29 protein-coding genes and 1 pseudogene are annotated in these 23,791 nt (G+C 63.7%); 16 read left to right on the top strand and 14 right to left on the bottom strand.

The genetic code is table 11. The features are described from left to right. Positions 1-44: 44 nt before the first annotated feature. The 5 genes from pgsA (at position 45) to NKK47_RS22730 (ending at position 2,699) form a co-directional block, all read left to right on the top strand. Positions 45-641, top strand: a complete 597-nt coding sequence (pgsA, locus tag NKK47_RS22750; RefSeq protein ID WP_023677675.1) for a CDP-diacylglycerol--glycerol-3-phosphate 3-phosphatidyltransferase — start codon at positions 45-47, stop codon at positions 639-641. A gap of 1 nt (position 642) precedes the next feature. Next, positions 643-900: a molybdopterin converting factor subunit 1 gene (gene moaD / locus NKK47_RS22745; protein WP_023677674.1), complete on the top strand. Its 258-nt coding sequence runs from the start codon at positions 643-645 to the stop codon at positions 898-900. A 3-nt stretch (positions 901-903) separates the two neighbouring features. Next, positions 904-1,383, top strand: a complete 480-nt coding sequence (locus tag NKK47_RS22740) for a molybdenum cofactor biosynthesis protein MoaE (RefSeq protein WP_352457644.1) — start codon at positions 904-906, stop codon at positions 1,381-1,383. An 85-nt stretch (positions 1,384-1,468) separates the two neighbouring features. Next, the gene (locus NKK47_RS22735; protein ID WP_352457645.1) at positions 1,469-2,236 is read left to right on the top strand and encodes a YbaY family lipoprotein; all 768 of its coding nucleotides are present in this window, start codon (positions 1,469-1,471) and stop codon (positions 2,234-2,236) included. 193 nt (positions 2,237-2,429) lie between these two features. Further along, complete coding sequence (locus NKK47_RS22730) at positions 2,430-2,699, top strand: hypothetical protein (RefSeq protein ID WP_352457646.1); 270 nt, start codon at positions 2,430-2,432, stop codon at positions 2,697-2,699. A gap of 75 nt (positions 2,700-2,774) precedes the next feature. On the opposite strand, the gene NKK47_RS22725 is transcribed toward NKK47_RS22730, so the two are convergent. The 6 genes from NKK47_RS22725 to NKK47_RS22700 form a co-directional block, all read right to left on the bottom strand. Then, positions 2,775-3,383, bottom strand: coding sequence for a class I SAM-dependent methyltransferase (locus NKK47_RS22725; RefSeq protein ID WP_352457647.1), 609 nt, complete (start codon positions 3,381-3,383; stop codon positions 2,775-2,777). Positions 3,384-3,646: 263 nt separating this feature from the next. Continuing rightward, positions 3,647-4,069, bottom strand: coding sequence for a nucleoside-diphosphate kinase (gene ndk / locus NKK47_RS22720; RefSeq protein WP_023677669.1), 423 nt, complete (start codon positions 4,067-4,069; stop codon positions 3,647-3,649). Between the two features lie 244 nt (positions 4,070-4,313). Then, positions 4,314-4,469, bottom strand: a complete 156-nt coding sequence (locus tag NKK47_RS22715; protein WP_352457648.1) for a DUF1905 domain-containing protein — start codon at positions 4,467-4,469, stop codon at positions 4,314-4,316. 12 nt (positions 4,470-4,481) lie between these two features. Next, the gene (locus NKK47_RS22710) at positions 4,482-4,610 is read right to left on the bottom strand and encodes a hypothetical protein (protein WP_352457649.1); all 129 of its coding nucleotides are present in this window, start codon (positions 4,608-4,610) and stop codon (positions 4,482-4,484) included. 157 nt (positions 4,611-4,767) lie between these two features. Next, on the bottom strand, positions 4,768-5,403 hold the full coding sequence (bluB, locus tag NKK47_RS22705) for a 5,6-dimethylbenzimidazole synthase (RefSeq protein ID WP_352457650.1): 636 nt from the start codon (positions 5,401-5,403) through the stop codon (positions 4,768-4,770). A gap of 313 nt (positions 5,404-5,716) precedes the next feature. Continuing rightward, a complete protein-coding gene (locus NKK47_RS22700) occupies positions 5,717-6,427 on the bottom strand; it encodes a glutathione S-transferase family protein (RefSeq protein ID WP_352457651.1) in 711 nt (236 codons plus the stop codon). Positions 6,428-6,499: 72 nt separating this feature from the next. On the opposite strand from NKK47_RS22700, the gene NKK47_RS22695 reads away from it, so the two are divergent. The 3 genes from NKK47_RS22695 to NKK47_RS22685 all read left to right on the top strand — a co-directional run bounded on the left by NKK47_RS22695 (position 6,500) and on the right by NKK47_RS22685 (position 8,251). After that, entirely contained in the window at positions 6,500-7,012 is a 513-nt protein-coding gene (locus tag NKK47_RS22695; protein ID WP_352457652.1) for a DinB family protein, read from the top strand. 14 nt (positions 7,013-7,026) lie between these two features. Continuing rightward, positions 7,027-7,326 (top strand): hypothetical protein, encoded by a 300-nt coding sequence (locus tag NKK47_RS22690; RefSeq protein WP_352452962.1) that lies wholly within the window; start codon positions 7,027-7,029, stop codon positions 7,324-7,326. Between the two features lie 136 nt (positions 7,327-7,462). Continuing rightward, on the top strand, positions 7,463-8,251 hold the full coding sequence (locus tag NKK47_RS22685) for a GGDEF domain-containing protein (RefSeq protein ID WP_352457653.1): 789 nt from the start codon (positions 7,463-7,465) through the stop codon (positions 8,249-8,251). A 12-nt stretch (positions 8,252-8,263) separates the two neighbouring features. On the opposite strand, the gene NKK47_RS22680 is transcribed toward NKK47_RS22685, so the two are convergent. The 3 genes from NKK47_RS22680 to NKK47_RS22670 form a co-directional block, all read right to left on the bottom strand. Further along, positions 8,264-8,566: a DUF982 domain-containing protein gene (locus NKK47_RS22680; RefSeq protein WP_352452964.1), complete on the bottom strand. Its 303-nt coding sequence runs from the start codon at positions 8,564-8,566 to the stop codon at positions 8,264-8,266. Between the two features lie 164 nt (positions 8,567-8,730). Next, positions 8,731-10,812, bottom strand: a complete 2,082-nt coding sequence (locus tag NKK47_RS22675) for an ATP-dependent helicase (protein WP_352457654.1) — start codon at positions 10,810-10,812, stop codon at positions 8,731-8,733. Positions 10,813-10,906: 94 nt separating this feature from the next. Continuing rightward, positions 10,907-11,080 carry a hypothetical protein gene (locus NKK47_RS22670; RefSeq protein ID WP_023677660.1) on the bottom strand — a complete coding sequence of 58 codons (174 nt, stop codon included), beginning with the start codon at positions 11,078-11,080 and terminating at the stop codon, positions 10,907-10,909. 132 nt (positions 11,081-11,212) lie between these two features. Here NKK47_RS22670 and NKK47_RS22665 point away from each other — a divergent pair, with 132 nt between their 5' ends. From NKK47_RS22665 to NKK47_RS22625, 8 genes and pseudogenes are all read left to right on the top strand, one after another. Then, positions 11,213-11,392, top strand: coding sequence for a hypothetical protein (locus tag NKK47_RS22665; RefSeq protein WP_352457655.1), 180 nt, complete (start codon positions 11,213-11,215; stop codon positions 11,390-11,392). Positions 11,393-11,851: 459 nt separating this feature from the next. Then, a complete protein-coding gene (locus NKK47_RS22660; RefSeq protein ID WP_352457656.1) occupies positions 11,852-13,729 on the top strand; it encodes an ABC-F family ATP-binding cassette domain-containing protein in 1,878 nt (625 codons plus the stop codon). A gap of 146 nt (positions 13,730-13,875) precedes the next feature. Further along, on the top strand, positions 13,876-14,283 hold the full coding sequence (locus tag NKK47_RS22655) for an SMI1/KNR4 family protein (protein WP_352457680.1): 408 nt from the start codon (positions 13,876-13,878) through the stop codon (positions 14,281-14,283). Between the two features lie 69 nt (positions 14,284-14,352). Next, positions 14,353-16,461: a molybdopterin-containing oxidoreductase family protein gene (locus NKK47_RS22650; RefSeq protein ID WP_352457657.1), complete on the top strand. Its 2,109-nt coding sequence runs from the start codon at positions 14,353-14,355 to the stop codon at positions 16,459-16,461. Between the two features lie 56 nt (positions 16,462-16,517). Further along, the gene (locus NKK47_RS22645) at positions 16,518-17,216 is read left to right on the top strand and encodes a DUF2270 domain-containing protein (protein ID WP_254820271.1); all 699 of its coding nucleotides are present in this window, start codon (positions 16,518-16,520) and stop codon (positions 17,214-17,216) included. A gap of 170 nt (positions 17,217-17,386) precedes the next feature. Next, a pseudogene (locus tag NKK47_RS22635) lies at positions 17,387-19,587 on the top strand (cation:proton antiporter domain-containing protein). A 373-nt stretch (positions 19,588-19,960) separates the two neighbouring features. Then, positions 19,961-20,197 (top strand): DUF680 domain-containing protein, encoded by a 237-nt coding sequence (locus NKK47_RS22630; RefSeq protein ID WP_352457659.1) that lies wholly within the window; start codon positions 19,961-19,963, stop codon positions 20,195-20,197. 276 nt (positions 20,198-20,473) lie between these two features. Further along, positions 20,474-20,746, top strand: a complete 273-nt coding sequence (locus tag NKK47_RS22625) for a DUF680 domain-containing protein (RefSeq protein ID WP_352452971.1) — start codon at positions 20,474-20,476, stop codon at positions 20,744-20,746. Between the two features lie 108 nt (positions 20,747-20,854). On the opposite strand, the gene NKK47_RS22620 is transcribed toward NKK47_RS22625, so the two are convergent. Genes NKK47_RS22620 through purM form a run of 5 tightly spaced genes read right to left on the bottom strand, consistent with a single transcriptional unit; the run spans position 20,855 to position 23,776 of the window. Then, positions 20,855-21,370: a SixA phosphatase family protein gene (locus NKK47_RS22620; protein WP_352457660.1), complete on the bottom strand. Its 516-nt coding sequence runs from the start codon at positions 21,368-21,370 to the stop codon at positions 20,855-20,857. Between the two features lie 4 nt (positions 21,371-21,374). Continuing rightward, positions 21,375-21,668 carry a type II toxin-antitoxin system RelE/ParE family toxin gene (locus tag NKK47_RS22615; protein ID WP_352457661.1) on the bottom strand — a complete coding sequence of 98 codons (294 nt, stop codon included), beginning with the start codon at positions 21,666-21,668 and terminating at the stop codon, positions 21,375-21,377. Next, positions 21,661-21,948 carry a type II toxin-antitoxin system ParD family antitoxin gene (locus NKK47_RS22610; RefSeq protein ID WP_352457662.1) on the bottom strand — a complete coding sequence of 96 codons (288 nt, stop codon included), beginning with the start codon at positions 21,946-21,948 and terminating at the stop codon, positions 21,661-21,663. Before NKK47_RS22610 ends, NKK47_RS22615 begins: the two co-directional genes overlap by 8 nt. Before the next feature lie 59 nt (positions 21,949-22,007). Beyond that, complete coding sequence (gene purN, locus NKK47_RS22605; RefSeq protein ID WP_352457663.1) at positions 22,008-22,715, bottom strand: phosphoribosylglycinamide formyltransferase; 708 nt, start codon at positions 22,713-22,715, stop codon at positions 22,008-22,010. Further along, positions 22,712-23,776: a phosphoribosylformylglycinamidine cyclo-ligase gene (purM, locus tag NKK47_RS22600; RefSeq protein WP_023677649.1), complete on the bottom strand. Its 1,065-nt coding sequence runs from the start codon at positions 23,774-23,776 to the stop codon at positions 22,712-22,714. The genes purN and purM overlap by 4 nt, the downstream gene beginning before the upstream one ends. Between the last annotated feature and the right edge of the window lie 15 nt (positions 23,777-23,791).

The following is a 23,791-nucleotide window of genomic DNA, read 5'->3' as shown; positions in this document are numbered from 1 at the left end:
TTCGCTTCTGATTTGACTAAGCAGGCAGAAAGAGTTCCCAAAACATGGCTCAGCGCGCATTCAACCTGCCCAACATGCTCACTTATGCCCGCATCCTGGCGGTGCCGCTGGTGGTGCTGTGCTTCTTCCTGGAAGGGCATCTGAAATCGAGCGACTTCGCGCGCTGGTCGGCGCTCGTCATTTTCCTGCTCGCCTCGATCACCGATTACTTCGACGGCTATCTGGCGCGCGCCTGGCAGCAGACCTCCAACATCGGCAAGATGCTCGACCCGATCGCCGACAAGCTGCTGGTCGCCACTTGCCTGCTGCTGCTTGCCGCCGACACCGACCGCCATGCCGGCATCGCCGGCTGGTCGCTATGGGCGGCGATCATCATCCTGTGCCGCGAGATCCTGGTCTCGGGCCTGCGCGAATATCTGGCGGCCTTGAAGGTCTCGGTGCCGGTGACGCAGCTCGCCAAATGGAAGACCACCATCCAGATGATCGCCATCGCCTTCCTGCTGGCGGGACCTGCCGGCGACAAGATCTTCCCGCTGACCACCCAGACCGGGCTGGTGCTGCTGTGGATCGCCGCCCTGGTGACGCTCTACACTGGCTACGACTATTTCCGCGCCGGCCTCAAGCACATCATGGACGAGTGACATGTCGACCAAGCTCATCTATTTCGCCTGGGTGCGCGAGCGGATCGGCAGACCGGAGGAAGAGGTCGAACTGCCGGCCGGCATCGAAACGGTCGCCGACCTGTTGCGCTGGCTGAAATCGCGCGGCGAGGAGTACGAGAACGCGCTGCAATATCCTGACGTGATCCGCGTCGCCATCAACCAGGAACATGTCGAGCACCGCGAGAAGATTGCCGGCGCGCGCGAGATCGCGCTGTTCCCGCCGATGACCGGTGGCTGAACCATGTCCGCGGTGGTGCCGGTCGTGCGCATCCAGGCGGAGGATTTCGACGTCGCCGCCGAGATCGCCAGGCTGACCAGGGGTCGCAACGACATCGGCGCTGTGGTGACCTTCTCCGGCCTCTGTCGCGACGAGCAAGGCAGGCTCTCCGCGCTCGAGCTCGAACATTATCCCGGCATGGCCGAAGCCGAGATATCCCGCATCGCCGGCGAGGCAATCGAGCGCTGGCCGCTGCAGGGGCTCACCGTCATCCATCGCCACGGCAAGATCGCGCCCGGCGAAAACATCGTGCTGGTAGTGGCGGCTTCCGCCCACCGGCAGGCGGCGTTCGAGGCCGCGAATTTCCTGATGGACTATTTGAAATCACGCGCGCCGTTCTGGAAAAAGGAACACCATAGCGACGGTTCCGAAGGCGGCTGGGTCGACGCCAAGGAGGCCGACGACAAGGCGGCGAGCCGCTGGAAGCAGCCGCCGTCCAAATAAATCCCTGCGACAGCCATCCCATACCCGGCCAGCCATTCATTGACCGCAATCCTGCGAGACCCTTGGCCGGAAGGGGAGCAGGATCATGCTGGACAGGATCGCCGAGTTCTTCATCTTCGGACTGGTGCCGCTGGCCGTCGGCATCCTGGCCGTTCCGGATTATTCCGCGGCTGCCGAAAAGACCCTCAAGGGCGAGGTGATGTATCGCGAGCGCATCGCGCTGCCGCCCAATGCCGTGCTTTCCGTGCAGCTTGCCGACGTGTCGCTGGCCGACGCGCCGGCCGCAATCATCGGTGAGCGCAAGGTGGTGCCGGCCGGCCAGGTGCCGATCAAGTTCGAGATCAGCTTCGATCCGCGGGTGATCCGGCCTGATATGACCTACGCGCTGCAGGCGCGCATCACTGTCGACGACCGGCTGCTGTTCGTCACAGATGCGCGCCACCAGGTCGACCCGCTCAGCGACGCGCCACAGACCATCATGCTGAAAATGGCGGCGCCGAGCGATGCGCCGGCGGCAGCTTCGGTGTTCGGCCAAAGCTGGCTGGTCGAATATATCGACGGTGTCGGCGTGATTGCCGAGCCGCGGGCGACATTCCGGATCAGCGAAGCCGGCAAGGCCGGCGGCAGCGGCCCTTGCAACGTCTATTTCGCCACCGCCAGGGTAGACGGCTCGACGATCGCCATCAGCGACATCGGCTCGACCTTCAAGGCCTGCGCGCCTCAGGTCATGGCCGAGGAAAAGGCGCTGTTCGAGGCGCTGGCCAAGGCGACATCCTACCACGTCGACGCCGGCAAGCTTGTCATCATTGACAGCGGCGGCCGCGACATTCTGCGCTTCAACGCCGCGAGCTAGCGCATCACCCAAGCCGATTACTCTCTGCGGCAGCTGCATGCCGATCACATTGTGTTTCAGCGGGAATAGGCCGGGCAGAGGGCGCGTTAGTTCCACATAAAATTGCGGGTAAGGCAAAAGGGACGTTGTCCCTTCGTTGAAGCCGCCAGAATGGCTGCGGCTCGTTCTGGCCTTAACTCAAAGGAGTCCAGACATGAAAACGCACACGCTTATCCTTGCCGCCACCGGTGCATCGCTCCTTGCCTTTACCGGCCTTGCCAAGGCGGACGACCATCTCGTCAATGCTCTTGACCACGGTCTCAAAGCGGACAGCCAACCGTTCCAGACCAACAAGGCCGGCAATAGCGGCGATCTCGCACCGGGGCAGGGCAGCCCGTTTTCAGGTGAAGAGACCAAGACCCCGTCCACCGACACGGAAGCGGCGAACGAACATGCGAACGTGAAGGAACGCCAGGCGAAATAGACTGGCAGAACCCGCCGCTAGGGGGCGGCGGGCGACATGTATCGGGCGACGATGCCGCATCTCATGCGATATTTCTCAATTCGTCGCGAGTTTGAATACCGCGCCATAGTGATAGGGCGGCACATCAACCAGCTCGGCGAGCTTGAACCCGCTCGCTTCCACCGACGCGGTGGTCTGTTCGGGTGACAGCCTCAGCTCGGTCTTTGGCCCGCGCGGCTCGCCCAGGACCGTGGTTTGCTCGCGCGGATATTGGTGCCAGTTGACGATGGCAAAACGACCCGCAGGGCCAAGCGTCGCGCGCACGGCGCGGGCAAGCCGCGGCCGATCCGGAACGCCGTGGAAAGCGTTGGCGATAAAGACGAAGTCGACGGTTTGAGGCACCAGCCTGGCAAGGTCATAGGCGTCGCCCGCCAAAAACTCGCAATTGCCAGCGCCTCCTTCGGCCAGCCGCCGCCTGGCGACTTCGAGCAGATCGGCATCGATGTCGATAGCGATCACATGACGGGCGACCCTGGCGATTGGCAGCGTGAACCAGCCGTCGCCGCAGCAGAGATCGACCACGTCCGTGCCGGGCTTCATGCCGACCGCCGCCAGGACGCTGGCGGGCTCGGGCCACAGCGCTTCCCACCAGCCGCCGGTTGGCATTTCGGTGCCTTGGAAGAAACCGGGAATGGTGCTGGTCATGGCCTGGTCGGCTCCATTGTCGGGACCGCGTTTGATCCGCCCCTCCGAGCTTAACGCACCCGTGACCCGTCGAGGAGCGTGAAGCTGAAAATGTCCGCCACTGCATGTCGCGCAAAAACTGTGCAGCGGTTTTGCGATAACGACATGCATCAAGACAAGAAACCTAAAGCGCGTCGCATGAGGCCGGTCGAACGCGACGCGCTTTAGCAAAAGAAAAAGGCCGGCGTTGCGCCGGCCTCTTTGATGAGGTTCGGGATGCCGGCTCAGCCGACGATCTCGGTGTCCGAGAACCAGTATTTGATCTCCTGCGCGGCGGTTTCCGGCGCATCGGAACCATGCACGGAATTCTCGCCGATCGACAGCGCGTGCAGCTTGCGGATGGTGCCTTCGGCGGCGCTTGCCGGATTGGTGGCGCCCATCACTTCGCGGTTCTTGGCAATGGCGTTCTCGCCTTCCAGTACCTGCACGACTGTCGGGCCCGACGACATGGACTCGACCAGCTCGCCGAAGAACGGACGCTCCTTGTGGACGGCATAGAAACCTTCCGCCTCGCGGCGGCTCATCCACACCCGGCGCGAAGCGACGACGCGCAGGCCGGCATCTTCCAGTATCTTGGTGATAGCGCCGGTGAGATTGCGACGGGTCGCGTCCGGCTTGATCATGGAAAAGGTGCGTTCGAGCGCCATGGGATCGTCCTTGTGATGGAGAGTGGAATTGAAGGTGGCGGGCTCTATACAAGCCGCCCGCCGCCTTGCCAAGGGGAGGCCGGCCCGGCGCGCATTTCTGCGCTGGGGCGGCGGACTTTCAAGTCGAACCATGCCGCCGCTCCATCTTTTTGCTGAGCATCGGATTTTCCAGAAACCGTACTCACTTTGGGTCCGATCGACTGGCCGCCCTATAGCGCGTCGTCGCCAGCCTGAGACTACGTCGTCATAACTGCATCTCGATCGTCAGGTTGGCCGTGTCGCCAGCCCCGAGGCCTTCGCGAACCCGCACCGCGGTCTTGATCGGCAAGAGCAGGCTGCCGGATTTCTTGTCGGGAAACAGCGATGTCCGCCATCTGGTCTGGCCGATGACGGCTTCCACGCCAAGCGAGCCCTAGGGCCGTGCCATCCCCACCATCGCCGTCTTGATCCGGGCTCCAAGCTCCGGCGGCAGCGTCACGAAATGCCAGCCGCCCTTGCCCGGATAGACCCAGATCTCGGCCTGCATGTCGTAGCGAAACATTCTATGCCCTTCCTCAGGTTAAGGCCGTCACGACTGGCTTTGCCATGGTGTCTTGCTGGCAATGATGACGATCGGCGAAACCATCCATGACATCCACAGCCCTGCAGGGGGAGGAGTCATTCTTCAGCGCAAAGAGGATGGCAGCGCCGCCATTGCACTACCGCCTTGTCACGATAGACGGCCGCCGGGTTTCCCAGCCTTCCCGTTCCAGTTCCGGCACGCTGTGGTTCTCGCTGGGGTAGCCGATGCAGAAGTAACCGATCAGCGTCCACTCCGCCGGCACGTCCAGGATCGTCGCCATCTCGGCCGGATCGAGGATCGAGACCCAGCCCATGCCTATTCCTTCGGCGCGCGCCGCCAGCCACATCGTGTGGACCGCCATGACAGCGGAATAGTCTATGGTGGCTGGCATGGTCAGGCGGCCAAGCCCATGCCCTTGCTCGGTTGCGCGGTCGGCGAAAACCGCAAGCTGGCAGGGCGCCTCATTCAGGCCGGCAAGCTTCAGGCGCCCATAGAGCGCGGCGCGTTCACCGCAAAAATTTGCGAGTGCCTCCGCGTTGCAGCGCTCGAAGCAGGCCCTGACGGCGGCGCGGCATGCTTCGCTCTCGACGACGACGAAGCGCCAGGGCTGGCTCAGCCCGACGGACGGCGCGGCGCTGGCAAGCTCGAGCAGCCGCTCCAGCGCCCCTTCCGGGAGCGGCGTCGGCTTGAACCGCCTGACGTCGCGCCGCCACAGGAAGAGCTTGGCGAGCCCGGCGCGAAAGTCGGCCGGGAAATCTGGGTTTGCGATCATGGCGCGCTGCCTTTGTTGTGATTGCCCGGTTCGCCGGATGTTCGTCTTGTTTGCTTCGATCCAGGCGCTGATGAGGCGCTTCAAGCGACACTTCGTCTACCCGCATTGTCGCATTTCGCCGGCTGGCAACTTTCAGCTAAGGCCGGACGACGTCCCTGCCGGCAACGCCGTTGGACCTCGATCGGCAAAACAAAACCCGCCTCGGCAAGCCGGGCGGGGCGTCGGTGCGAATCATCACCATATCGAGATTAGTAGCATAGCTGCCGGCACAAAGCAAGAACAAAATGTGGCGTTGCCGATGAAATTGCCGATTTCAACTCTCGAGCGGGGAGATCGCTGCCGCCGCGACGTTGCGGCCGAGGCTGCCATGCAGATCGAGGCATCGTTCGAACCATTGCGCCACGACATCGCCGTCGTCGAGCAGCCGGTAGGGCGTGGCGATGCGCGCCCATTGCAGCGCGCCGAAAACGATGTAGTCGGCAAACAGCGGCGACGGGCCGCCGATGAAGGGCTGATAGCCAAGCATCGAGCGGAGCGGCTCCAGCGAGGCGCGGAAGCCGGCGAGCCCACCGTCGCGGGTCGCGTAAACCGCCTCCAGGCGCTTGCCGAAGCGCTGCTCGCGGTTCTGCCGGAAATAGGCGGCGTTCGCCTCGTCCTGCATGGCGTGCAGGTCCAGTATCGCAGCGGTGGTGACGTAGGGATGGATGGTCAGCTGCGACCAGCGTTCGATGAAGCGCGCCGTCGCCTTGCCGCCGTCGCCGGAAAACAATGTCGGGCGCTCAGGATAGGCCTCCTCGAGATAGAGCGCGATAGCGAAGGAATCGGCGACCACCGTCTCGCCGTCGCGGATCACCGGAACGAGCTTCGAGACGCCGCCTTCCACCTTCGGCACTTCGAGGAAACGGGTCGGCACGCTGGTGATGTCGAGCCCTTTGTGGGCCAGCGCCATCGCCGCCTTCCAGCAATGTGGGCTGAACGGGCGGGCGGCGTCGCGTCCGACAAGGTCGTAGAGCAGAATGGTCATTGGCGGCAGCGTCCTTGCAGTCTAACTATGCCCGAAACGGACCCGCGCAGGGGTCTCGCAGGTCGAGAGAAAATGAAACAGCATTTCAGGATGTTTGCGGCCTACAATCAATGGGCCAACGGCCGCATCTACGATGCCGCCGCCGATCTCGATGAGGAAGAGTTCGACCGCAATATCGGCGTCTTCTTCGGTTCGATGATGGGAACGCTCAACCACCTCCTGGCAGCCGACCGTATCTGGATGAAACGCTTCACCGGCGAGGGCGACGCGCCGGCAAGGCTCGACACGATCCTGCACCGCGCCTTGCCCGGCTTGCGGCTGGCGCGCGAGGCCGAGGACAAACGGATCATCGACTGGGTCGACGGCCTGAGCGACAAGGCGCTGTCGGGCCGCTTCTCCTACATGACCGTCTCGGATATGCGCACCGTCTCGCAGCGGCTGGCGCCGGCGCTCGACCACTTTTTCAACCACCAGACCCACCACCGCGGCCAGGCGCATGCGATCCTGACCATTCTGGGCAAGCCAAGCCTCGGACTGGACCTGACGATGTTCCAGCGCAGCGAGGAGGGCAGGGCTTTCGCCTGAACCTGGGGCGGCTGGTGAAGCGGACGGTGGATAGAGGACGATCTGCCGAGATTGCAAAACGCGCCAAAACATTTTATGGAGCGGACGGTCGTGAGGGCGGCCGCTTCAGCAGCATTCAGCAGCAACAGCGAGAATTGGCACGCATGCCCAATGAACCCTTGCGCCTCGTGGCGTTCTTCGCCGTGGTCCTGGCGCTTCTCAACTCCGGTTATTATTTCCACCAGGGCGACATTGTCGCGACCATCTATTTCATGATCGGCGCCATTCTTGTGACCGCGGTAACGCGGATGAGCATCAGACGGCAGCTGATTTAGGACCGATCTTCTTATCTGGCCGCCATCTCGACGGCTGGTTCGCTTCGACTGCGATCGAATTGAAAGCAAAGTCTTAGGACTTCGTTTGCGCTGTTGCTTCAAGGTAGCCTGCTGAAGCAGGAGCAAAAGCAAAAGCATGCAGATCGATTTGTCCCCGACGAGCTGGGGCAGGGTCGTGGGGGTTACAATCGCGGGCACGGCGGTCTGCATTGCAGCCGCGTTCTTCGTCGATTCCTTCAATTTTCCATATTCGTCGCCGGAAGCGCTGTGGCGGGCGCAGCTCACAGACCTGCTGCTGCCGCTTGTCCTGGCCAGCTCGTTCTTCTTCTTCCTCATGTGGAAAATGCGCCAGCTGGCGATCGCGCAGAAGGTACTGGCTGTCGTCGCGGCGACCGACAGCCTGACGGCGGTATTCAACCGGGGTGCGTTTTCCATGCTCGTCGAGGCCTATCTCGAACAGGCCCGCAGCCATTCCGTCGTTAATGCCGGCGCCTTGCTGATCGTCGATGCCGACCATTTCAAATCCGTCAACGACCGCCTCGGCCACGACTGCGGAGACCAGGCGCTCAAGCTGATCGCCAAGACAATCCAGGGCCAGTTACGCGGCGCCGATATCGTCGGCCGGATCGGCGGCGAGGAATTTGCGGTTTTCCTTCCCGGCGCAGATCCTTCGCAGTCCTGGCTGGTGGCGGAGACAATTCGCCGACGCGTCCGTGAGGCGGAGTTCACGCGTGGCGGCCGGCCCTGTCCTCTCACGGTCAGCGTCGGCGGCGTCGCCTTCAGCGGGCCGACCACCTACGCCGAGATATTCGTGGTGGCGGACAGGCACCTTTACAAGGCCAAATCGAACGGCCGCGATCAGGTCAGTTTCGAAACCGCGGCAGCGGGCGACCCGCCGGGCGGCGGCCCGATGACGGTCCATTGATGGTCGTTTCTGTCAGGCGGCGTAGCCGCCGAGACCCCGGGCGACCGGCTTGACCGAGACTGCCGGCTGGGCGGCCGGCCAGAGGATGCCTGCCGTTACGGCAAAGGTGATCAGGGCGTCGCGTGCCGCTTCGGCCGAGATCTCGCCGGCACGTGCCGCCTCGCAGGCCTTCACCGCGGCGCCATAGCTCAGCCGGCGGCGCGAAGGCGGGAACTCGGTGAGGAATTCGTGCATCTCGGAGAACGAAGCGATCGTACGCTTGTAGCCGGCGCCAACGGTTAGGGCGACCGGGGTGGAAAACGTCCTGTCGTGCATTCTGGCCTCTCGAATGGGCGGAGGTCACGGCGGACGCCGTTCTCCGGTCTGGGGGTCGGGCAGAAACGCGGATCACGGCGCGAGGTTCCATGTTGCCGGTATTGTTTTTTCGCCGGCTCCGGGAGCGGTCGCCGGGCGAGCAGCGCCGACGTCGAGGCGGGTGCCTATTTCCACATGCCGCGCATGCGGGCGCCGAGGTCGACACGCACGTGCGGCTGGCGGCGCGGATCGTCCGGGGCCTGGACGCTGGCCCAAGCCACCTGTTCGAAGGCGCCTAGGATCGAGCGCGGGATGAAGCGCGTGCGCGAGGCATAGACATGGCGGTCGCCGCGCGCCGCCTGCCCGTGGACGAAAAAGCGATGCGGCATGACCAGGTGCAGGCTGTCCTTGGCCCGCGTCATCGCCACGTAGAGCAGCCGCCGCTCTTCGTCGACGTCCTCCTTGCTGCCGACGCCGAGATCGATCGGGATGCAGCCGTCGACGGTGTTGAGCACGAAGACGTTCTTCCACTCCTGGCCCTTGGCCGAATGGATCGTCGACAGGATCAGATAATCCTCGTCGCGGTGCGGCGGGCCGGCCTCGTCGCTGGTCGCGTCCGGCGGATCGAGTGTCAGCTCGGTGAGGAAGCGCTCGCGCGACGCATAGCCGGAAGCGATCTGCTCGAGCTGCAGGAGATCGGCCCGGCGCGTCGTTGCATCCTCGTGGATACGTTCCAGATGCGGCTCGTACCAGAGCCTGACCTGTTCGATGTCGGCCGGCCATTTTTGCGCGCCGGCACGCAGGCCGCTATAGAGCGCGACAAAGCCCGGCCAGTCGTCGGCGGCACGCTGCGGCGGCCGATAGCGGGCAAGCCCCATCGTCTCGTCAAGCGAATTTGCCATGGTCTCGACGATCGCATTGGCGGCCGAAGGGCCGATGCCCGGCAGAAGTTGCAGCACGCGAAAGCCGGCGACGCGGTCGCGCGGGTTTTCGGCAAAGCGCAGCACGGCCAGCAAGTCCTTGACGTGAGCTGCATCGAGAAATTTCAGCCCGCCGAACTTGACGAAGGGGATGTTGCGGCGCGTCAGCTCGATCTCCAGCGGGCCGCTATGGTGGGAGGCGCGAAACAGCACCGCCTGTGCTTTGAGAACGGTGCCGGCTTCGCGTTCGGTGAGTATCGCCTGGCAGACATAGCTCGCCTGCTCGGTCTCGTCGCGCACGCTCACCAGCTTCGGCTTTTCCGCCGATTTGCGCTCGGTCCAGAGATTTTTGGTGAAACGCTCCGAAGCTTCGCCGATCACCGCATTGGCGGCCGCCAGGATGGTCTCGGTCGAGCGGTAGTTGCGCTCCAGCATGACGACTTCCGCCGGCTGCGCGAACTGCTTCGGAAAATCCAGGATATTGCGCACTTCCGCGGCGCGGAACGAATAGATCGACTGCGCGTCGTCGCCGACCACCGTCAGCCCAGATCCGTCGGGCTTGAGCGCCGTCAGGATCGATGCCTGCAGCCGGTTGGTGTCCTGGTACTCGTCGACCAGCACATGGTCGAAACGTGCACCCAGATGCGCGGCGATTTCCGGCTCGCCGGCCATCTGCGCCCAGTAGAGCAGCAGGTCGTCGTAATCGAGCACGTTCTGCGCCTGCTTGGCCTCGACATATCGGGCGAACAATTGCTTCAGCTGTTCGGCCCAGCCGGCGCACCACGGGAACACCGAACCCAGCACCTCGCCGAGCGGCGCCTGTGCGTTGACGGCGCGCGAATAGATCGCCAGGCAGGTGCCCTTGGTCGGGAAGCGGGCTTCGGTCTTCGAAAACCCAAGCTCGTGGCGGGCGAGGTTCATCAGGTCGGCGGAATCCTCGCGATCGTGGATGGTGAAGGCCGGATCGAGACCGATCTCCAGCGCATAATCGCGCAGCAGCCTGGCGCCGATGCCGTGGAACGTGCCGGCCCAGCTCAGCGCATCGGTAATCACCGAGGCATCGCGCCCCAGCACCTCGCCGGCGATGCGCTCGACCCGCTTGGCCATTTCCGCTGCGGCACGGCGCGAAAATGTCATCAAAAGGATGCGGCGCGGGTCGGCACCCCTGACGATCAGATGCGCGACCCGGTGCGCCAGCGTGTTGGTCTTGCCGGAGCCGGCGCCGGCAATGACCAGCAACGGCCCGGCGATCTTGCCGTCGCCATGTTCGACGGCAAGCCGCTGCTCGGCGTTGAGCTTCGCCAGATAGGCGGGCTGGAAGGACGAATCACGGGCGGCGAGGTTCATCGCCCATCAAGCATCGTTTCTGCTTTGTTCGCAACGGTTTGCGGAGCCGGAATAGGGCCCGTAAGCGAAGAAGCCTTGCGGGCAGGCCTGTCGACTAACGCTCGGGCTCGACGCCCATCCTTGCCGATTGCCGCCGCAGCGCCTCGCGATCGTCCTGTGGCGGTGGCAACAGCAGCGGATCGAAATCGTCGGGCACCTCATCGATCACTTTCTTGGCGACGCGATAGGCAACATAGACGATTGCCCCGGCGATGAGCAGACGGATCATGCCTTCCTCCATTGATTGTGGAGCAACCGGAGACGCGGCATTTTGTTCCCAGGCCCCTTGGCGAATGCAGGAACGACACCGGCCGCGCAACCAAATCGCCGACGCCTCGTTGTCGGGCGAGAGGAGACTGCGATGAAAAAGCGCTCAATCCTGCTGCTTATGGCAGCTCTGACTGTTGCGGGTTGCGACAACAATATCCAGCCGACCAAGGCCACTGGCGACACGGTCGATCAGAACCCGCAGGTCGACAAGAATCCGGTGCCGAAGTCGACGACCGGCGGCGATCAGCCCGGCACGCCGCCGAAACAATGACCGCCTCAAATGGCGTCGATCGGGCAAGCGGCGCCGGTCAAGGAAGGTGGCCGGCGCCGCTTGGGAGGAAGCTGATGGCGCCGGCCAGGCGGAGATCAGGCCCGCCGCACATCCAAGGATAGCCGAGTCTTTCCGCAGCGTCATGGTCGATAGCGTACAGACGGCACGCCCCTGTGGACAAACCTGCCGGCCACAGCAGCGTTTGTTCATCACATAGTTCGTTCTTCCCATGGAACAAACCAAGCTGCTGCGTGTTTGGATGTCGATCGGACGCTCCCAAGGCCGCCGTTCACGAAAGAGCCCGCTCTCCTTGTCCCCCCTCAGGATAGCGGGTTCTTTTTGCGTTTTGCGGGAAGTCGCGGCGCGGCCGCTGACTTGCTTGCCGGTTTTCGCGGCTTATGCGGCGAACCGGGGCTCAAGCCCTTGCGAAGCATGGTTGTCCCGTGCAAAAGCCCGGCCATGCTGATCATCAACGACCTTTCGCTCCGCATGGCCGGACGCCTGCTTCTCGACCATGCCTCACTGACCTTGCCGGCCGGCAGCAAGGCCGGCCTTGTCGGCCGCAACGGCACCGGCAAGACGACCCTGTTCAAGGCGATCACCGGCGACCTCGCCTCCGAGACCGGCTCGATCAGCCTGCCCAAGAACACGCGCATCGGCCAGGTCGCGCAGGAAGCGCCGGGCACCGAGGAGCCGCTGATCGAGATCGTGCTCAAGGCCGACCTCGAACGGAGTGCGCTGCTCGAAGAGGAAAAGACGGCGGCCGACCCGCACCGCATCGCCGACATCCACATGCGGCTGGCCGATATCGATGCGCACTCGGCCGAGTCACGCGCGGCCACCATTCTCGCCGGCCTCGGCTTCGACGATGCCGCGCAGCGGCGCCCGGCCTCGTCCTTCTCCGGTGGCTGGCGCATGCGCGTCGCGCTGGCCGCCGTGTTGTTTGCCGAGCCCGATCTGCTGCTGCTCGACGAGCCGACCAATTATCTCGATCTCGAAGGCACGCTGTGGCTGGAAAACTACGTGTCGAAATACCCGCACACCGTGCTGCTGATTTCGCACGATCGCGACCTGCTCAACCGCGCCGTCAACTCGATCGTCCATCTCGACCAGAAGAAGCTGACCTTCTGGCGCGGCGGCTACGACCAGTTCGAGCGTCAATACACCGAGCAGCGCGAATTGCAGGAGAAGGGCCGCGTCAAGCAGGAAGCCGCGCGCAAGCACATGGAATCCTTCGTCGAGCGCTTCCGCGCCAAGGCGTCGAAGGCGAGGCAGGCGCAGTCGCGCATCAAGGCGTTGGAGAAGATGAAGCCGATCGCCGCGATCGTGAACGACACGGTGCGGCCGTTCTCCTTTCCGGAGCCGGTGAAGTCGGTGGCCTCGCCGATCATTGCGCTGAACAACGTCAACGTCGGCTACACCGAGGGCGAGCCGATCCTGAAGAAGATGACGCTGCGCATCGATGCCGACGATCGCATCGCTCTGCTCGGCGCCAACGGCAACGGCAAGTCGACTTTCGCCAAGCTTTTGGCCAGCCGGCTGAAGCCGGAGACCGGCAGCATGACGGTGGCGCCCGGGCTGAAGGTGGCAATCTTCGCCCAGCACCAGCTCGACGACCTCAGGCCCGACGAAAACGCCTATGAACACGTCCGCCGGCTGATGCCGGACGCGCCGGAATCCAAGGTGCGCGGCCGCGTCGCCCAGTTCGGCCTGACCACCGAAAAGATGAACACCGCCGCCAAGGATCTGTCCGGCGGCGAGAAGGCGCGGCTCCTGATGGGCCTGTCGGCCTTCGAGGGGCCGAACCTGTTCATCCTCGACGAGCCGACCAACCATCTTGATATCGACAGCCGTGAATCGCTGATCCATGCGCTGAACGATTTTCCCGGCGCGGTCATCCTGATCTCGCACGACCGCCATCTGCTCGAAGCGACCGCCGACCGGCTGTGGCTGGTCAAGGACGGCGCGGTTAACCAATATGACGGCGACCTCGAGGATTACAAGACGCTGGTCACCGGCGTCTCCGGCGACCGCCGCGGCAAGCGCGAGGCGGACAAAGCCTCGAAGGCCGACCGCCGCCGCGATGCAGCCGCGCGCCGCGCCGCCTTCGAGCCGCTGGCCAAGGAAATCCGCGCCACCGAAGCGCTGATGGACCGTCTCCGAAAGCGCATCGACCTGATCGAGGACGAGCTCGCCAATCCGGCCGTCTACGAAAAGGACCCCTCGACCGCGACAAGGCTGGCCAAGGAGCGCTCACAACTCGCGCAACAGCTGGCCGGCCACGAGGAAAAATGGCTGTCGATGTCGGCGGAGTACGAGCAAGGCACGGCGGAGTAGGAAGAGCGCAATCTCCCCCCTCGCGGGGGAGATGCCCGAAATGCCGCGCCTACGACGCGTTGCTCAAGCGTGTCGCGGTCATGTGGCCGGGTACGTTCCCGGATACCCAAATGGTTCGCGGCAGGAGGTGGCAGGAGGTGAATGAGATGCTTGAAGGTCGGGAGTGGCGCAAAAAAGATGGAGCGTCAGACGAAGCGATCGAGAAACTCAGGGACGTGGGGCCTTTGGTCCTGCCTGAAAGCTATGCTGCCCTTCTCTCTTTCAGCAACGGTGGTGAGGGCCCCCTGCCAGTCCAGCCGCTATGGCTTGCCTTGCACGCTGCGGAAGAGGTGATCGAAATAGAGCAACAGGGGACATTCAAGGAGTTCTTTCCGGGTTTTTTCGTTATCGGCAGCAACGGGGGCGGCGAGGCGATTGCGTTCGATCTACGCACAGTGGGGCTTTATCCGCTCGTTGCGTTTGACATGACAAATATTGATCTTGTCGAAAGCGTTTGGCCCATTGCGCCGGACTTTGATGCATTCTTGGACTTGATCGGCCTTTCCGACGAATAGCCCAGAGGGGGATGTAGGCCCGCCCATCTGGCCCTACACGCCGCCGCCACAAACGGCTAGTTTGCTCCCATGAATCAGCACGCCAAGCTCAAAATCGGCCATTCGGCCTGTCCGCATGATTGCCCTTCGACCTGCGCGCTCGAGGTCGAGCTGCTCGACGCCAGGCGCATCGGCCGCGTCCATGGCGCCAAGGCCAACAGCTATACGGCCGGCGTCATCTGCGCCAAGGTCGCCCGTTACGCCGATCGCGTCCATCATCCCGACCGCCTGCTGAAGCCGCTGGTGCGGGCCGGCGCCAAGGGCGACGGCGCCTGGAAGGAAGCGAGCTGGGAGGCGGCGCTCGATCTGGTCGCTGAAAAATTCATCGCGGCGGAGGCAAAATACGGCTCGGAGACGGTCTGGCCCTATTACTATGCCGGCACGATGGGGCTGGTGCAGCGCGACGGCATCGAGCGGCTCAGGCACGCCAAAAAATACTCCGGCTTCTTCGGTTCGATCTGCACCAATCTGGCCTGGACCGGCTGGATGATGGGCGCCGGCGCGCTCCGCGGTCCCGACCCGCGCGAAATGGCAAAGTCCGACTGCGTTGTGATCTGGGGCACCAATGCCGTGGTCACGCAGGTCAACGTCATGACCCACGCCATCAAGGCGCGCAAGGAACGCGGCGCCAAGATCGTCGTCATCGACGTCTACGAAAATGCAACGATGAAGCAGGCCGATCTCGGCCTGGTGCTGAAGCCCGGCACCGACGGCGCGCTGGCCTGCGCGGTGATGCATGTGCTGTTCCGTGACGGCATGGCCGACCGCGCCTATCTGGAAAAATACACCGACGATCCGCACGGTCTGGAAGCGCATCTCAAGACGCGGACGCCGCAATGGGCCGCTGACATCACCGGGCTTTCCGTCGACGAAATCGAGGCCTTCGCCCGTCTCGTCGGCACGACGAAGAAGACCTATTTCCGCCTCGGCTACGGTTTTTCGCGGCAGCGCAACGGTTCGGTCAACATGCATGCCGCAGCCTCGATCGCGGCGGTCACCGGCTGCTGGCAGTATGAGGGAGGCGGCGCCTTCCATACCAATTCGGGCATCTTCAAGCTCAACCAGGAACTGCTCGAAGGCACACGGATGCGCGATCCCTCGATCCGTCATCTCGATCATTCGCGCATCGGCCCGGTGCTGACCGGGGCTGAGGATGCGCTCTATGGCGGCCCGCCGGTGACGGCGCTGCTGATCCAGAACACCAATCCGGTGAATGTCGCGCCGGAGCAGCGGCTGGTGAAGCAAGGTTTTCTGCGCGACGATCTGTTTTCCTGCGTGCACGAGCAGTTCATGACCGACACCGCCAAGCTCGCCGATGTGGTGCTGCCGGCGACGATGTTTCTCGAGCATGACGACGTCTACAAGGGTGGCGGCAACCAGCACATCACGCTGGGGCCGAAGCTGATCGAGCCGCCGGAAGGCCCGCGCACCAACCATTTCGTTGTCGAGGAGTTGGGCAAGCGCCTCGGCGTTGCCGACATGCCGGGCTTCGGCCTGACAGAACAGCAGCACATCGACATCATCCTGGGCAAGCGCGGGCTGGGCAGTTTCGACAGTCTGAAGGAAGACAAATGGGTCGACCTGCAGCCGGATTTCGAGGCCGCGCATTTCATCACTGGCTTCGGCCATGCCGACAAGAAGTTCCATTTCCGCGCCAACTGGACCGGGCAGGCAGCGCCCAACCGGCCGCCGAAAAGCATGGGCCTCTTCGGGCCTGTGCAGCGGCTGCCGGAATTTCCCGATCACGTCGACCTGATCGAGGTGGCGGACGCGGCGCACCCGTTCCGGCTGACCACCTCGCCGGCGCGCAATTTCCTCAATTCGACCTTTGCCGAAACGCCGGTGTCGCAGGCAAAAGAGCGCCGGCCGGAGCTGCTCGTGCATCCCGATGATGCGGCGGCACTCGGCGTCGCCGACGGTGGCCGCATCGAGGTCGGCAACCAGCGTGGCGAAGTGGTGCTGCACGCAAAACTGTTCGACGGCATCAAGCGCGGCGTCGTAGTCGCCGAAGGCATCTGGCCCAACAGCGCCCATGAGCGCGGCGAGGGCATCAACGTGCTGACCGGCGCCGATGCGCCGGCGCCCTATGGCGGCGCCGCCTTCCACGACAACAAGGTCTGGCTGCGCCCGGCGGATTGAGCGCCGGAACGATATCTCCATCCGGCCGTTTTCGCGTGGCGGGTGGAGGCATTGTCATGGCAGAAGTGTTGCCGGCGCCGGATCCCATCGGAAGGACACTGTCGTCCGGCGAACTCGTAACCACGATGTCCCACTTTCATCGCGCCGAGATTGCGCGCATGGCTGGGTGGCGTGACCGCCTGGACCGGACGAGCAACTGGGCGATAACCGTTGTCGCAGCCATGCTGTCCGTTTCGCTTTCGACAGCCAGCGCTCACCATGGCGTGCTGCTGTTTGCCATGCTGCTTGTTCTGCTGCTGCTGTGGATAGAGGCCCGCCGATATCGCTTCTTCGACTTCTATCGGGCTCGCGTGCGCCAGTTCGAACGGCACTATTTCGCGCAGATATTCTCGCCGCAGCCGGACTTCGCGTCCGATTGGCTGTTGATCGTCGGCGAGAGCCTGCGCGCGCCGAAATTCCTGATTTCGCAACGCGTGGCTTTGGCGCGCCGCCTGCGTCGCAATTACATCTACATGCTGCTGATCCTGCTGCTGGCGTGGATCCTCAAACTGTCGACCCCCAGTCTTCTGACCGAAGGCGTCCGCATCGGCTTCGTCGGGTCGATGCGTGAGGCCGTCGCCAGTGCTGCCCTGGGTCCCGTTCCTGGTGGCGCCATCGTCGTGCTGGTCGCCGTCCTCTATGCAGGCCTGCTGGTGACAGCCTTTCTGACAGAGAGCGACGACGGCGAACTCTCCTTCGGTGACGTCCACGTCTAGCAACGCAACGCCCTGTCGCGCGTTGTTGGACACGTGCATTGGGCGATGGGGGTTTCATGGCTTGGCAGGCTCCGACACGTTCCAGCCTGACACTGCTGGTTTGCGCTTTCGTCCCCGCGGGCGCGGCCTGGGCAGCGGAGACGCTCGTTGCCGGTACCCGGGCCTCCGGCATGGGTGGTTCGGGCGAAGGCGCTTTCGTCGCCGAGATCGTGCTTCTGCTGCTGTTGGGCGCGGCCTGGGCGAAGTGCTGCAGCGTTATGGCCAGCCGGCAACCATGGGCCAACTGATCGGCGGCATCCTGCTCGGTCCTTCGCTGTTCGGCTGGCTATGGCCGTCGGCCCAGCACCTGATCTTTCCCAGCGATCCTGCGCAAAAGGGCATGATCGACGCCGTCTCGCAGCTCGGCATCCTGATGCTGCTTTTGCTGACCGGCATGGAGACGGACCTGCGGCTGGTGCGCCGGGTTGGCGCGGCATGTTTTTCCATTTCGGCGACCGGCATTGTGGTGCCCTTCATCTGCGGTTTCGCGCTTGCGCAATTCCTGCCGGACGCACTGCTGGCCGACGCGACGCAACGCACCGTCGCCGGGCTGTTCCTGGGCACCGCGCTGTCGATCTCGTCGGTCAAGATCGTCGCCATGGTGGTGCGCGAGATGAACTTCATGCGCCGCAACCTCGGACAGGTGATTATTTCCTCGGCGATTATCGAGGACACGATCGGCTGGCTTATCATCGCCGTAACCTTCGGCATCGCCACCAATGGCAGGCTGCAGTTCGCGCCGCTGGTGACCACCATCGCCGCAGTGGCACTGTTCATGGTGTTCTCCTTCACCATCGGCCGCCGTCTTGTCTTCACCTTGATCCGCTGGACCAACGATCAATTCCGCAGCGAGTTTGCGGTGATCACCATGATCCTCATCATCATGGGCGTGATGGCGCTGATCACCAACATGATAGGCGTCCATACCGTGCTGGGGGCGTTCGTCGCCGGTATCCTTGTCGGGGAATCGCCCATCCTCTCCAGCCATATCGAAGGCCAACTTCGCGGCGTCATCACCGCGCTGTTCATGCCGATCTTCTTCGGCATGGCGGGGCTTTCCGCCGATCTCACCGTGCTTGCCGATCCGACGCTTGCCATGCTGACGGGCGCTCTCGTGGTCATCGCCAGCATCGGCAAGTTTGGCGGCGCCTTCATCGGCGCCAGGCTCGCCGCCATGTCGTTCAAGGAAGCAATCGCCGTCGGCAGTGCCATGAACGCGCGCGGCTCGACCGAGGTCATCGTCGCCAGCATCGGCCTGTCGATGAACATCCTGTCGCACAATCTCTTCACCATGATCGTCACTATGGCCGTGATCACAACGCTGGCCATGCCGCCCATGCTGCGCTGGGCGCTCGGCCGGCTGCCGGTTGGGCACGACGAGCAGCAGCGGGTCGAGCGCGAGGCGTTGGATGAATACGGCTTCATTTCCAGGCTGGAGCGGCTGCTGGTGCTGGTCGACGACAGCAGGATCGGCAAGTTCACTGCATATCTCGCCGGACTGGTCGGCGGAGGCAGCGGCATGCCCACCACCTTGCTTCAGCCGAAGGACGGCCGAATTGACAGGCCAACCGACAGCAAAGGACAGGAGCGCACCCTGAAGGAAATCAAGAAGGGTGCAAAAAAAAACGCCCGGGCGGTGAAACGGATTGAAGATACGCTTGTCGGCAAAGTCCACCTGACGGCCCGCACCGAATTGGAAGCCACCGGTGAGACGATCGCCGAAGTGGCCCGCAAGGGATACGGCCTGCTGCTGGTCGGGCTTGACAATGTGCTGACCGCCGATGGCGCCTTCGCGCCGGCCCTCAACGACATTGCCGGAGGATTTGACGGCCCGCTTTGCCTGGTCCTGAACGGCGGCAATGCTGGCGAAAAGATGCCGACGCTGAAGGCCGGCACCAGCATTCTCGTCCCCGTCAACGGTACTCAAGTGGCGCGTCGCGCCGCCGACTTGGCGCTGGCGCTGGCCCGTCCAAACCGGGCGCGGATCAAGGTTCTCTACGTCTCGCAAAAGGCAGCCAAGGGCCGCAGGTCGACATCGGTGTCGCATAGCCGCGAAGAGGCCGTCCTGAAAGACATCGCCGACCTGGCGGGCCGCTACGGCCTGCATATCGACACAGCGTTCCATACCCGCGTCACACCCGACAAGGCGATCACCCGGGAGGCGGCCAAAGGCGCGGCGATCGTCGTGATGGTCGTCACCCAACGTCCGGGCGAGGACCTGTTCTTCGGTGAAACCGCCGGCGCTGTTTTAGCCGCCTGCAACTGCCCCGTCGTGCTTCTGGCCAGCGCGCGGCCCAAGCACGACGCCGCTGGCGCTGAGCTGGCAGCGTGAATTTCACGGCGCCCGTCGGCAGGAATGTCGATCGAGCCTCTGAAAGCGCTGATCAGCCAAACGTAAAAGCACTCGAACCGAACGGTTCGGTTCTGTTGACAGAGAGTACAGGAAAGGGTGAACGCCGGCTCAAAGAATGTTCGCGCGGCAAATCACCACTGACCGCATAACTAGTTGAAAAGAAAGAAGAACATTGTGGCGCAAGGAGCTGCATGTCGAATTTCAAGCGGCCAATTTGGCGCACCCGTACAAAATTTTCGTGATTGGAAACGACAGACTTGCCGACCCATCTCGGGGTGGTCCGAGCGACGCGAATTCCTCCCGAGGCACGCCACTTGACGGACAGACCAAAGAAACTACCGGAGTACCCGAAATGACCAAGCTCGCTCTTACCGCCGCCGCCATCCTCGTTGCCACCGGCACTGCTTTTGCCGGCAGCGACCATTATGGCTCGGACAACGTCAACCAGCCGGCCGCTGCTGCTGCTGCCAACGTCGACAACACCTTCACCGGTTCGATCCGCAAGCCAGTTACTTCCGAGCATACCGGTGCCAAGATAACCTCCGAGTCGGTGGCGCCTGAATCCGGCCAAGGCATCTGGGGCCGCTGATTATCACGGCCCGCACCCCAAAGAGCGGCGGGCTTGGCCCGCTACTCTTGCTTTCGCGTATCAACGGGCGTGTGCGCCGAATAGCATCCTGCGCCAATCGAATACTTTGATTTGCAGGTTTCATCTGTAGCCACAATCTCGGTTGCTGAAATCGTCCAGCAACGTGCACATCGGAAAAAGCCGGGTGCGTATTCGTCGGCGCGGACAGCGCTCTCATCTCGAATGCGTCGAAAGCAACGACAACTCACGAATGACCAGTACACTGGAGTACCTGAAATGACCAAGATTGCTCTTACCGTCGCCACCATCGTCCTCGTCGCCACGGGCAGCGCCTTTGCAGGCAGCGATCACTATGGTTCGGACGGCGTCAACCAGCCGGCCGCGCCTGTTGGCAACGCGCCTGTCGGCACCATCGACAGCGGGTTTACCGGTTCCATCCGCAAGCCGCTCACGGCCGAGCACAACGCCGTCGACACCGAGGCGACGACCCGGTTCGGCACGGATCAACCCGTAGTGCCCCAATCTGGCCGGGGCAATTGGGGCCGATAGTTCCTTAACCGGGAGCACAAAGAGCGGCGGGCCTGGCCCGCCGCGCTTGTTTGGGCAAAGCCCGGTCGGTCGAAAGGATCGGCGATCCCCGGGCCTGTTGGTAAATCCCTAACGCAGATCCTTCGGCCAAATGCAGTGCGTCAGCCGGGCGCTGCCGAAGGTGAGACCGGCCCAATCGCCATCGACGTCGAACCGAGCCAGGGCCGCGGTGGGGTATTTTTCCGCCAGCTTCTTCAGCGCCGCTTCATCAGATCCAGCCCCGGCAAGCCCGCGCGCGAACTCCTCCAGCCCGGGATTGTGGCCAAGCACCAGCAGCGTTCCAGTCCCTGCCTTTACTTGCCGCACCTTGGCGAGGATGTCCGCCGCCGCTGCCTCGTAGAGCGCCTGGGAAAATTTGACCTGCACCTTCGCCGGCAATTCCGCCGAGACCAGCCGCCACGTGTCGCGGGTGCGCAGCGCCGGCGACACCAGCGCCAACTCCGGCAGCCAGCCGCACCGGGCCAGTTCGCGCCCGACCAGCGGCGCTGCCTTCAGCCCGCGCGCGGACAGCGGCCGATCGAAGTCGATGAGGTTGGGATCGTCCCAACTCGACTTGGCGTGACGCAGGAGCAGCAGTTGCTTCATGGATTCAAAATAAGGCCGAAGCGTCGCGTGCGCCATGCACGACGCGGACGATCTCGACCCGCTGTTCGGCCAGGCGATAAAGCACGAGATAGTTGCCGATCGTCAACGCCCGCACCTCGGCAGCGATGTCGGGCCTCTTGGGACCGGATTCCGGGAATGTGCCCAATTGCACGATGCGCTCGGCAATAGCATCCAAAAAGCGGTCCGCGGCAAGCGGGTTGTCCCTTGCAATGCCAAACCAAATATCGATCAGGTCGTCTTCTGCCGCCGGGCTGCGGACAATGCGGATGTCAGCCATTCCGCCGGTTTTTGCTGGTGTTGCCCAACCGGCTGCGGGCTTTCTGTTTTATGTCCTCGATGTCGAACGGCGCAAACGGACCGCTCTCCAGCCCTTCCGTCCAGGCTTTCCGCAACCGCTCCGCTTCGGCCTCGCGCAAGGGCTGGCGAAGCCGCCATTCGCGCAGTGCCTCGCGGATCACTTCGCTTGCCGAACCGTACTGCCCGCTGGCCACCGCGCCTTTGACCATGTCCAGCAGTTCCGGGGAAAGCGCTACGCTGACTTTTTCGACTGTCGCCATCAAGCCGTCTCCTCCCGAATACGGTAGCAATATTTGCTACCAAATTCAAGAACTGACCCTTACGGCGTTATCCGCGCCAGGTGCTCGAGATCGGTCTCTTCGCGCAGCGGGTCGGGGGCAATCACCACCGACGTGGCGTTGTCGGCATCGTCGGCGAAGCGCGAAAACACCGTGCGGCCGCCTTCCATCCGCGCCTTGCCTTCGGCGACAAGGCCCAGCGCCAGCGGATAGAGTTGGTGCTCGGCCTTGAGCACGCGCGCGGCCAGCGTGTCCTCATTGTCGCCGACCATCACCGGCACGGCGGCCTGGGCGATGATCGGCCCGTCATCCATGTCGAGCGTGACGAAATGCACCGTGCAGCCATGGATGCGCATGCCTGCGCGGAGGGCCCGCGCATGCGTATCCAGCCCCTTGAAGGCAGGCAGCAGGGCAGGGTGGATATTGATCATGCGGCCCTGCCACTTCTCTACGAAGCGCGCGCCGAGGATGCGCATATAGCCGGCCAGCGCGACGATCTCGGCGCCGAACGACAACAGGGCCGCATCGATCGCCTCGTCATGGGCTTGCTTGCTGGCATAGTCGGAGCGCGAAATCACTCTGGTGGCGATGCCGCGCGCCGCGGCGATGCCAAGGCCGGCGGCATTGGCGCGGTCGGAGATGACGCCGACGATCTCGGCCGGATAGGCCGGGTTGCTCGCCGCCGCAACCAGCGCCGTCATGTTGGAGCCGCGCCCCGAGATCAGTACGACCGTCCGTTTCCTGGTCATAGGCCAATCGAGCCCCGATAGATGACGCCGGCATCGCGACGCGGCACGATCTGGCCGATCGGCGTCACTGTCTCGCCGGCCTCCTGCAGAACGGCAGCGACCTGCGCCGCCTGGCCGGAGGCGACGACCAGGATCATGCCGATGCCGCAATTGAAGGTGCGCATCATCTCTTCCGGCGCGACGCCGCCGGTCTTGGCCAGCCACGAAAACACCGGCGGTACCTCGATGGCGCCGAGATCGAGCTCGGCCGAAAAATCCTTGGGCAGAACGCGCGGGATGTTTTCGGGAAAGCCGCCGCCGGTGATATGGGCCAGCGCCTTGATGCCATGCGTGTTGCGGATCGCCTTGAGGATCGACTTGACGTAGATGCGCGTCGGCTCGAGCAGCGCCTCGGCCAGCGTCGCCTCGTCATTGAACGGCGCCGGATCGCCCCAGCCAAGGCCGCTTACGGCGACGATGCGGCGGACCAGCGAAAAGCCGTTCGAATGCAGGCCCGACGAGGCGAGGCCGAGCAGCACGTCGCCTTCGACGATGTCGTCGGTCGGCAGCAGCTGGCCGCGTTCGGCGGCACCGACGGCAAAGCCGGCAAGGTCATAATCCTTGTCGTGATACATGCCGGGCATTTCCGCCGTCTCGCCGCCGATCAGCGCGCAACCGGCCTGCCGGCAGCCCTCGGCGATGCCGCCGACGATCGAAGCACCCTGGTCGGGATCGAGCTTGCCGGTGGCGAAATAGTCGAGGAAGAACAGCGGCTCGGCGCCTTGCACGACGATGTCGTTGACGCACATGGCGACGAGGTCGATGCCGATCGTGTCGTGCTTGCCGGCGTCGATGGCGATCTTCAGCTTGGTGCCGACGCCGTCATTGGCGGCGACCAGCACCGGATCGGTGAAGCCGGCGGCCTTGAGGTCGAACAGGCCGCCGAAGCCGCCGATCTCGCCATCGGCGCCCGGCCGGCGGGTTGCGCGCACCAGCGGCTTGATCTTCTCGACCATGAGATTGCCGGCGTCGATGTCGACGCCCGCTTCGGCATAGGTGAGCCCGTTCTTGCGCTTGCTCATTTCCGGCGCCTGCTC

Source organism: Mesorhizobium sp. M0019, from assembly GCF_040323975.1.
Taxonomy (GTDB): Bacteria; Pseudomonadota; Alphaproteobacteria; order Rhizobiales; family Rhizobiaceae; genus Mesorhizobium.
Note: the sequence above shows the minus strand (reverse complement) of the source record. Positions and strands in the feature narration are given on the sequence as shown.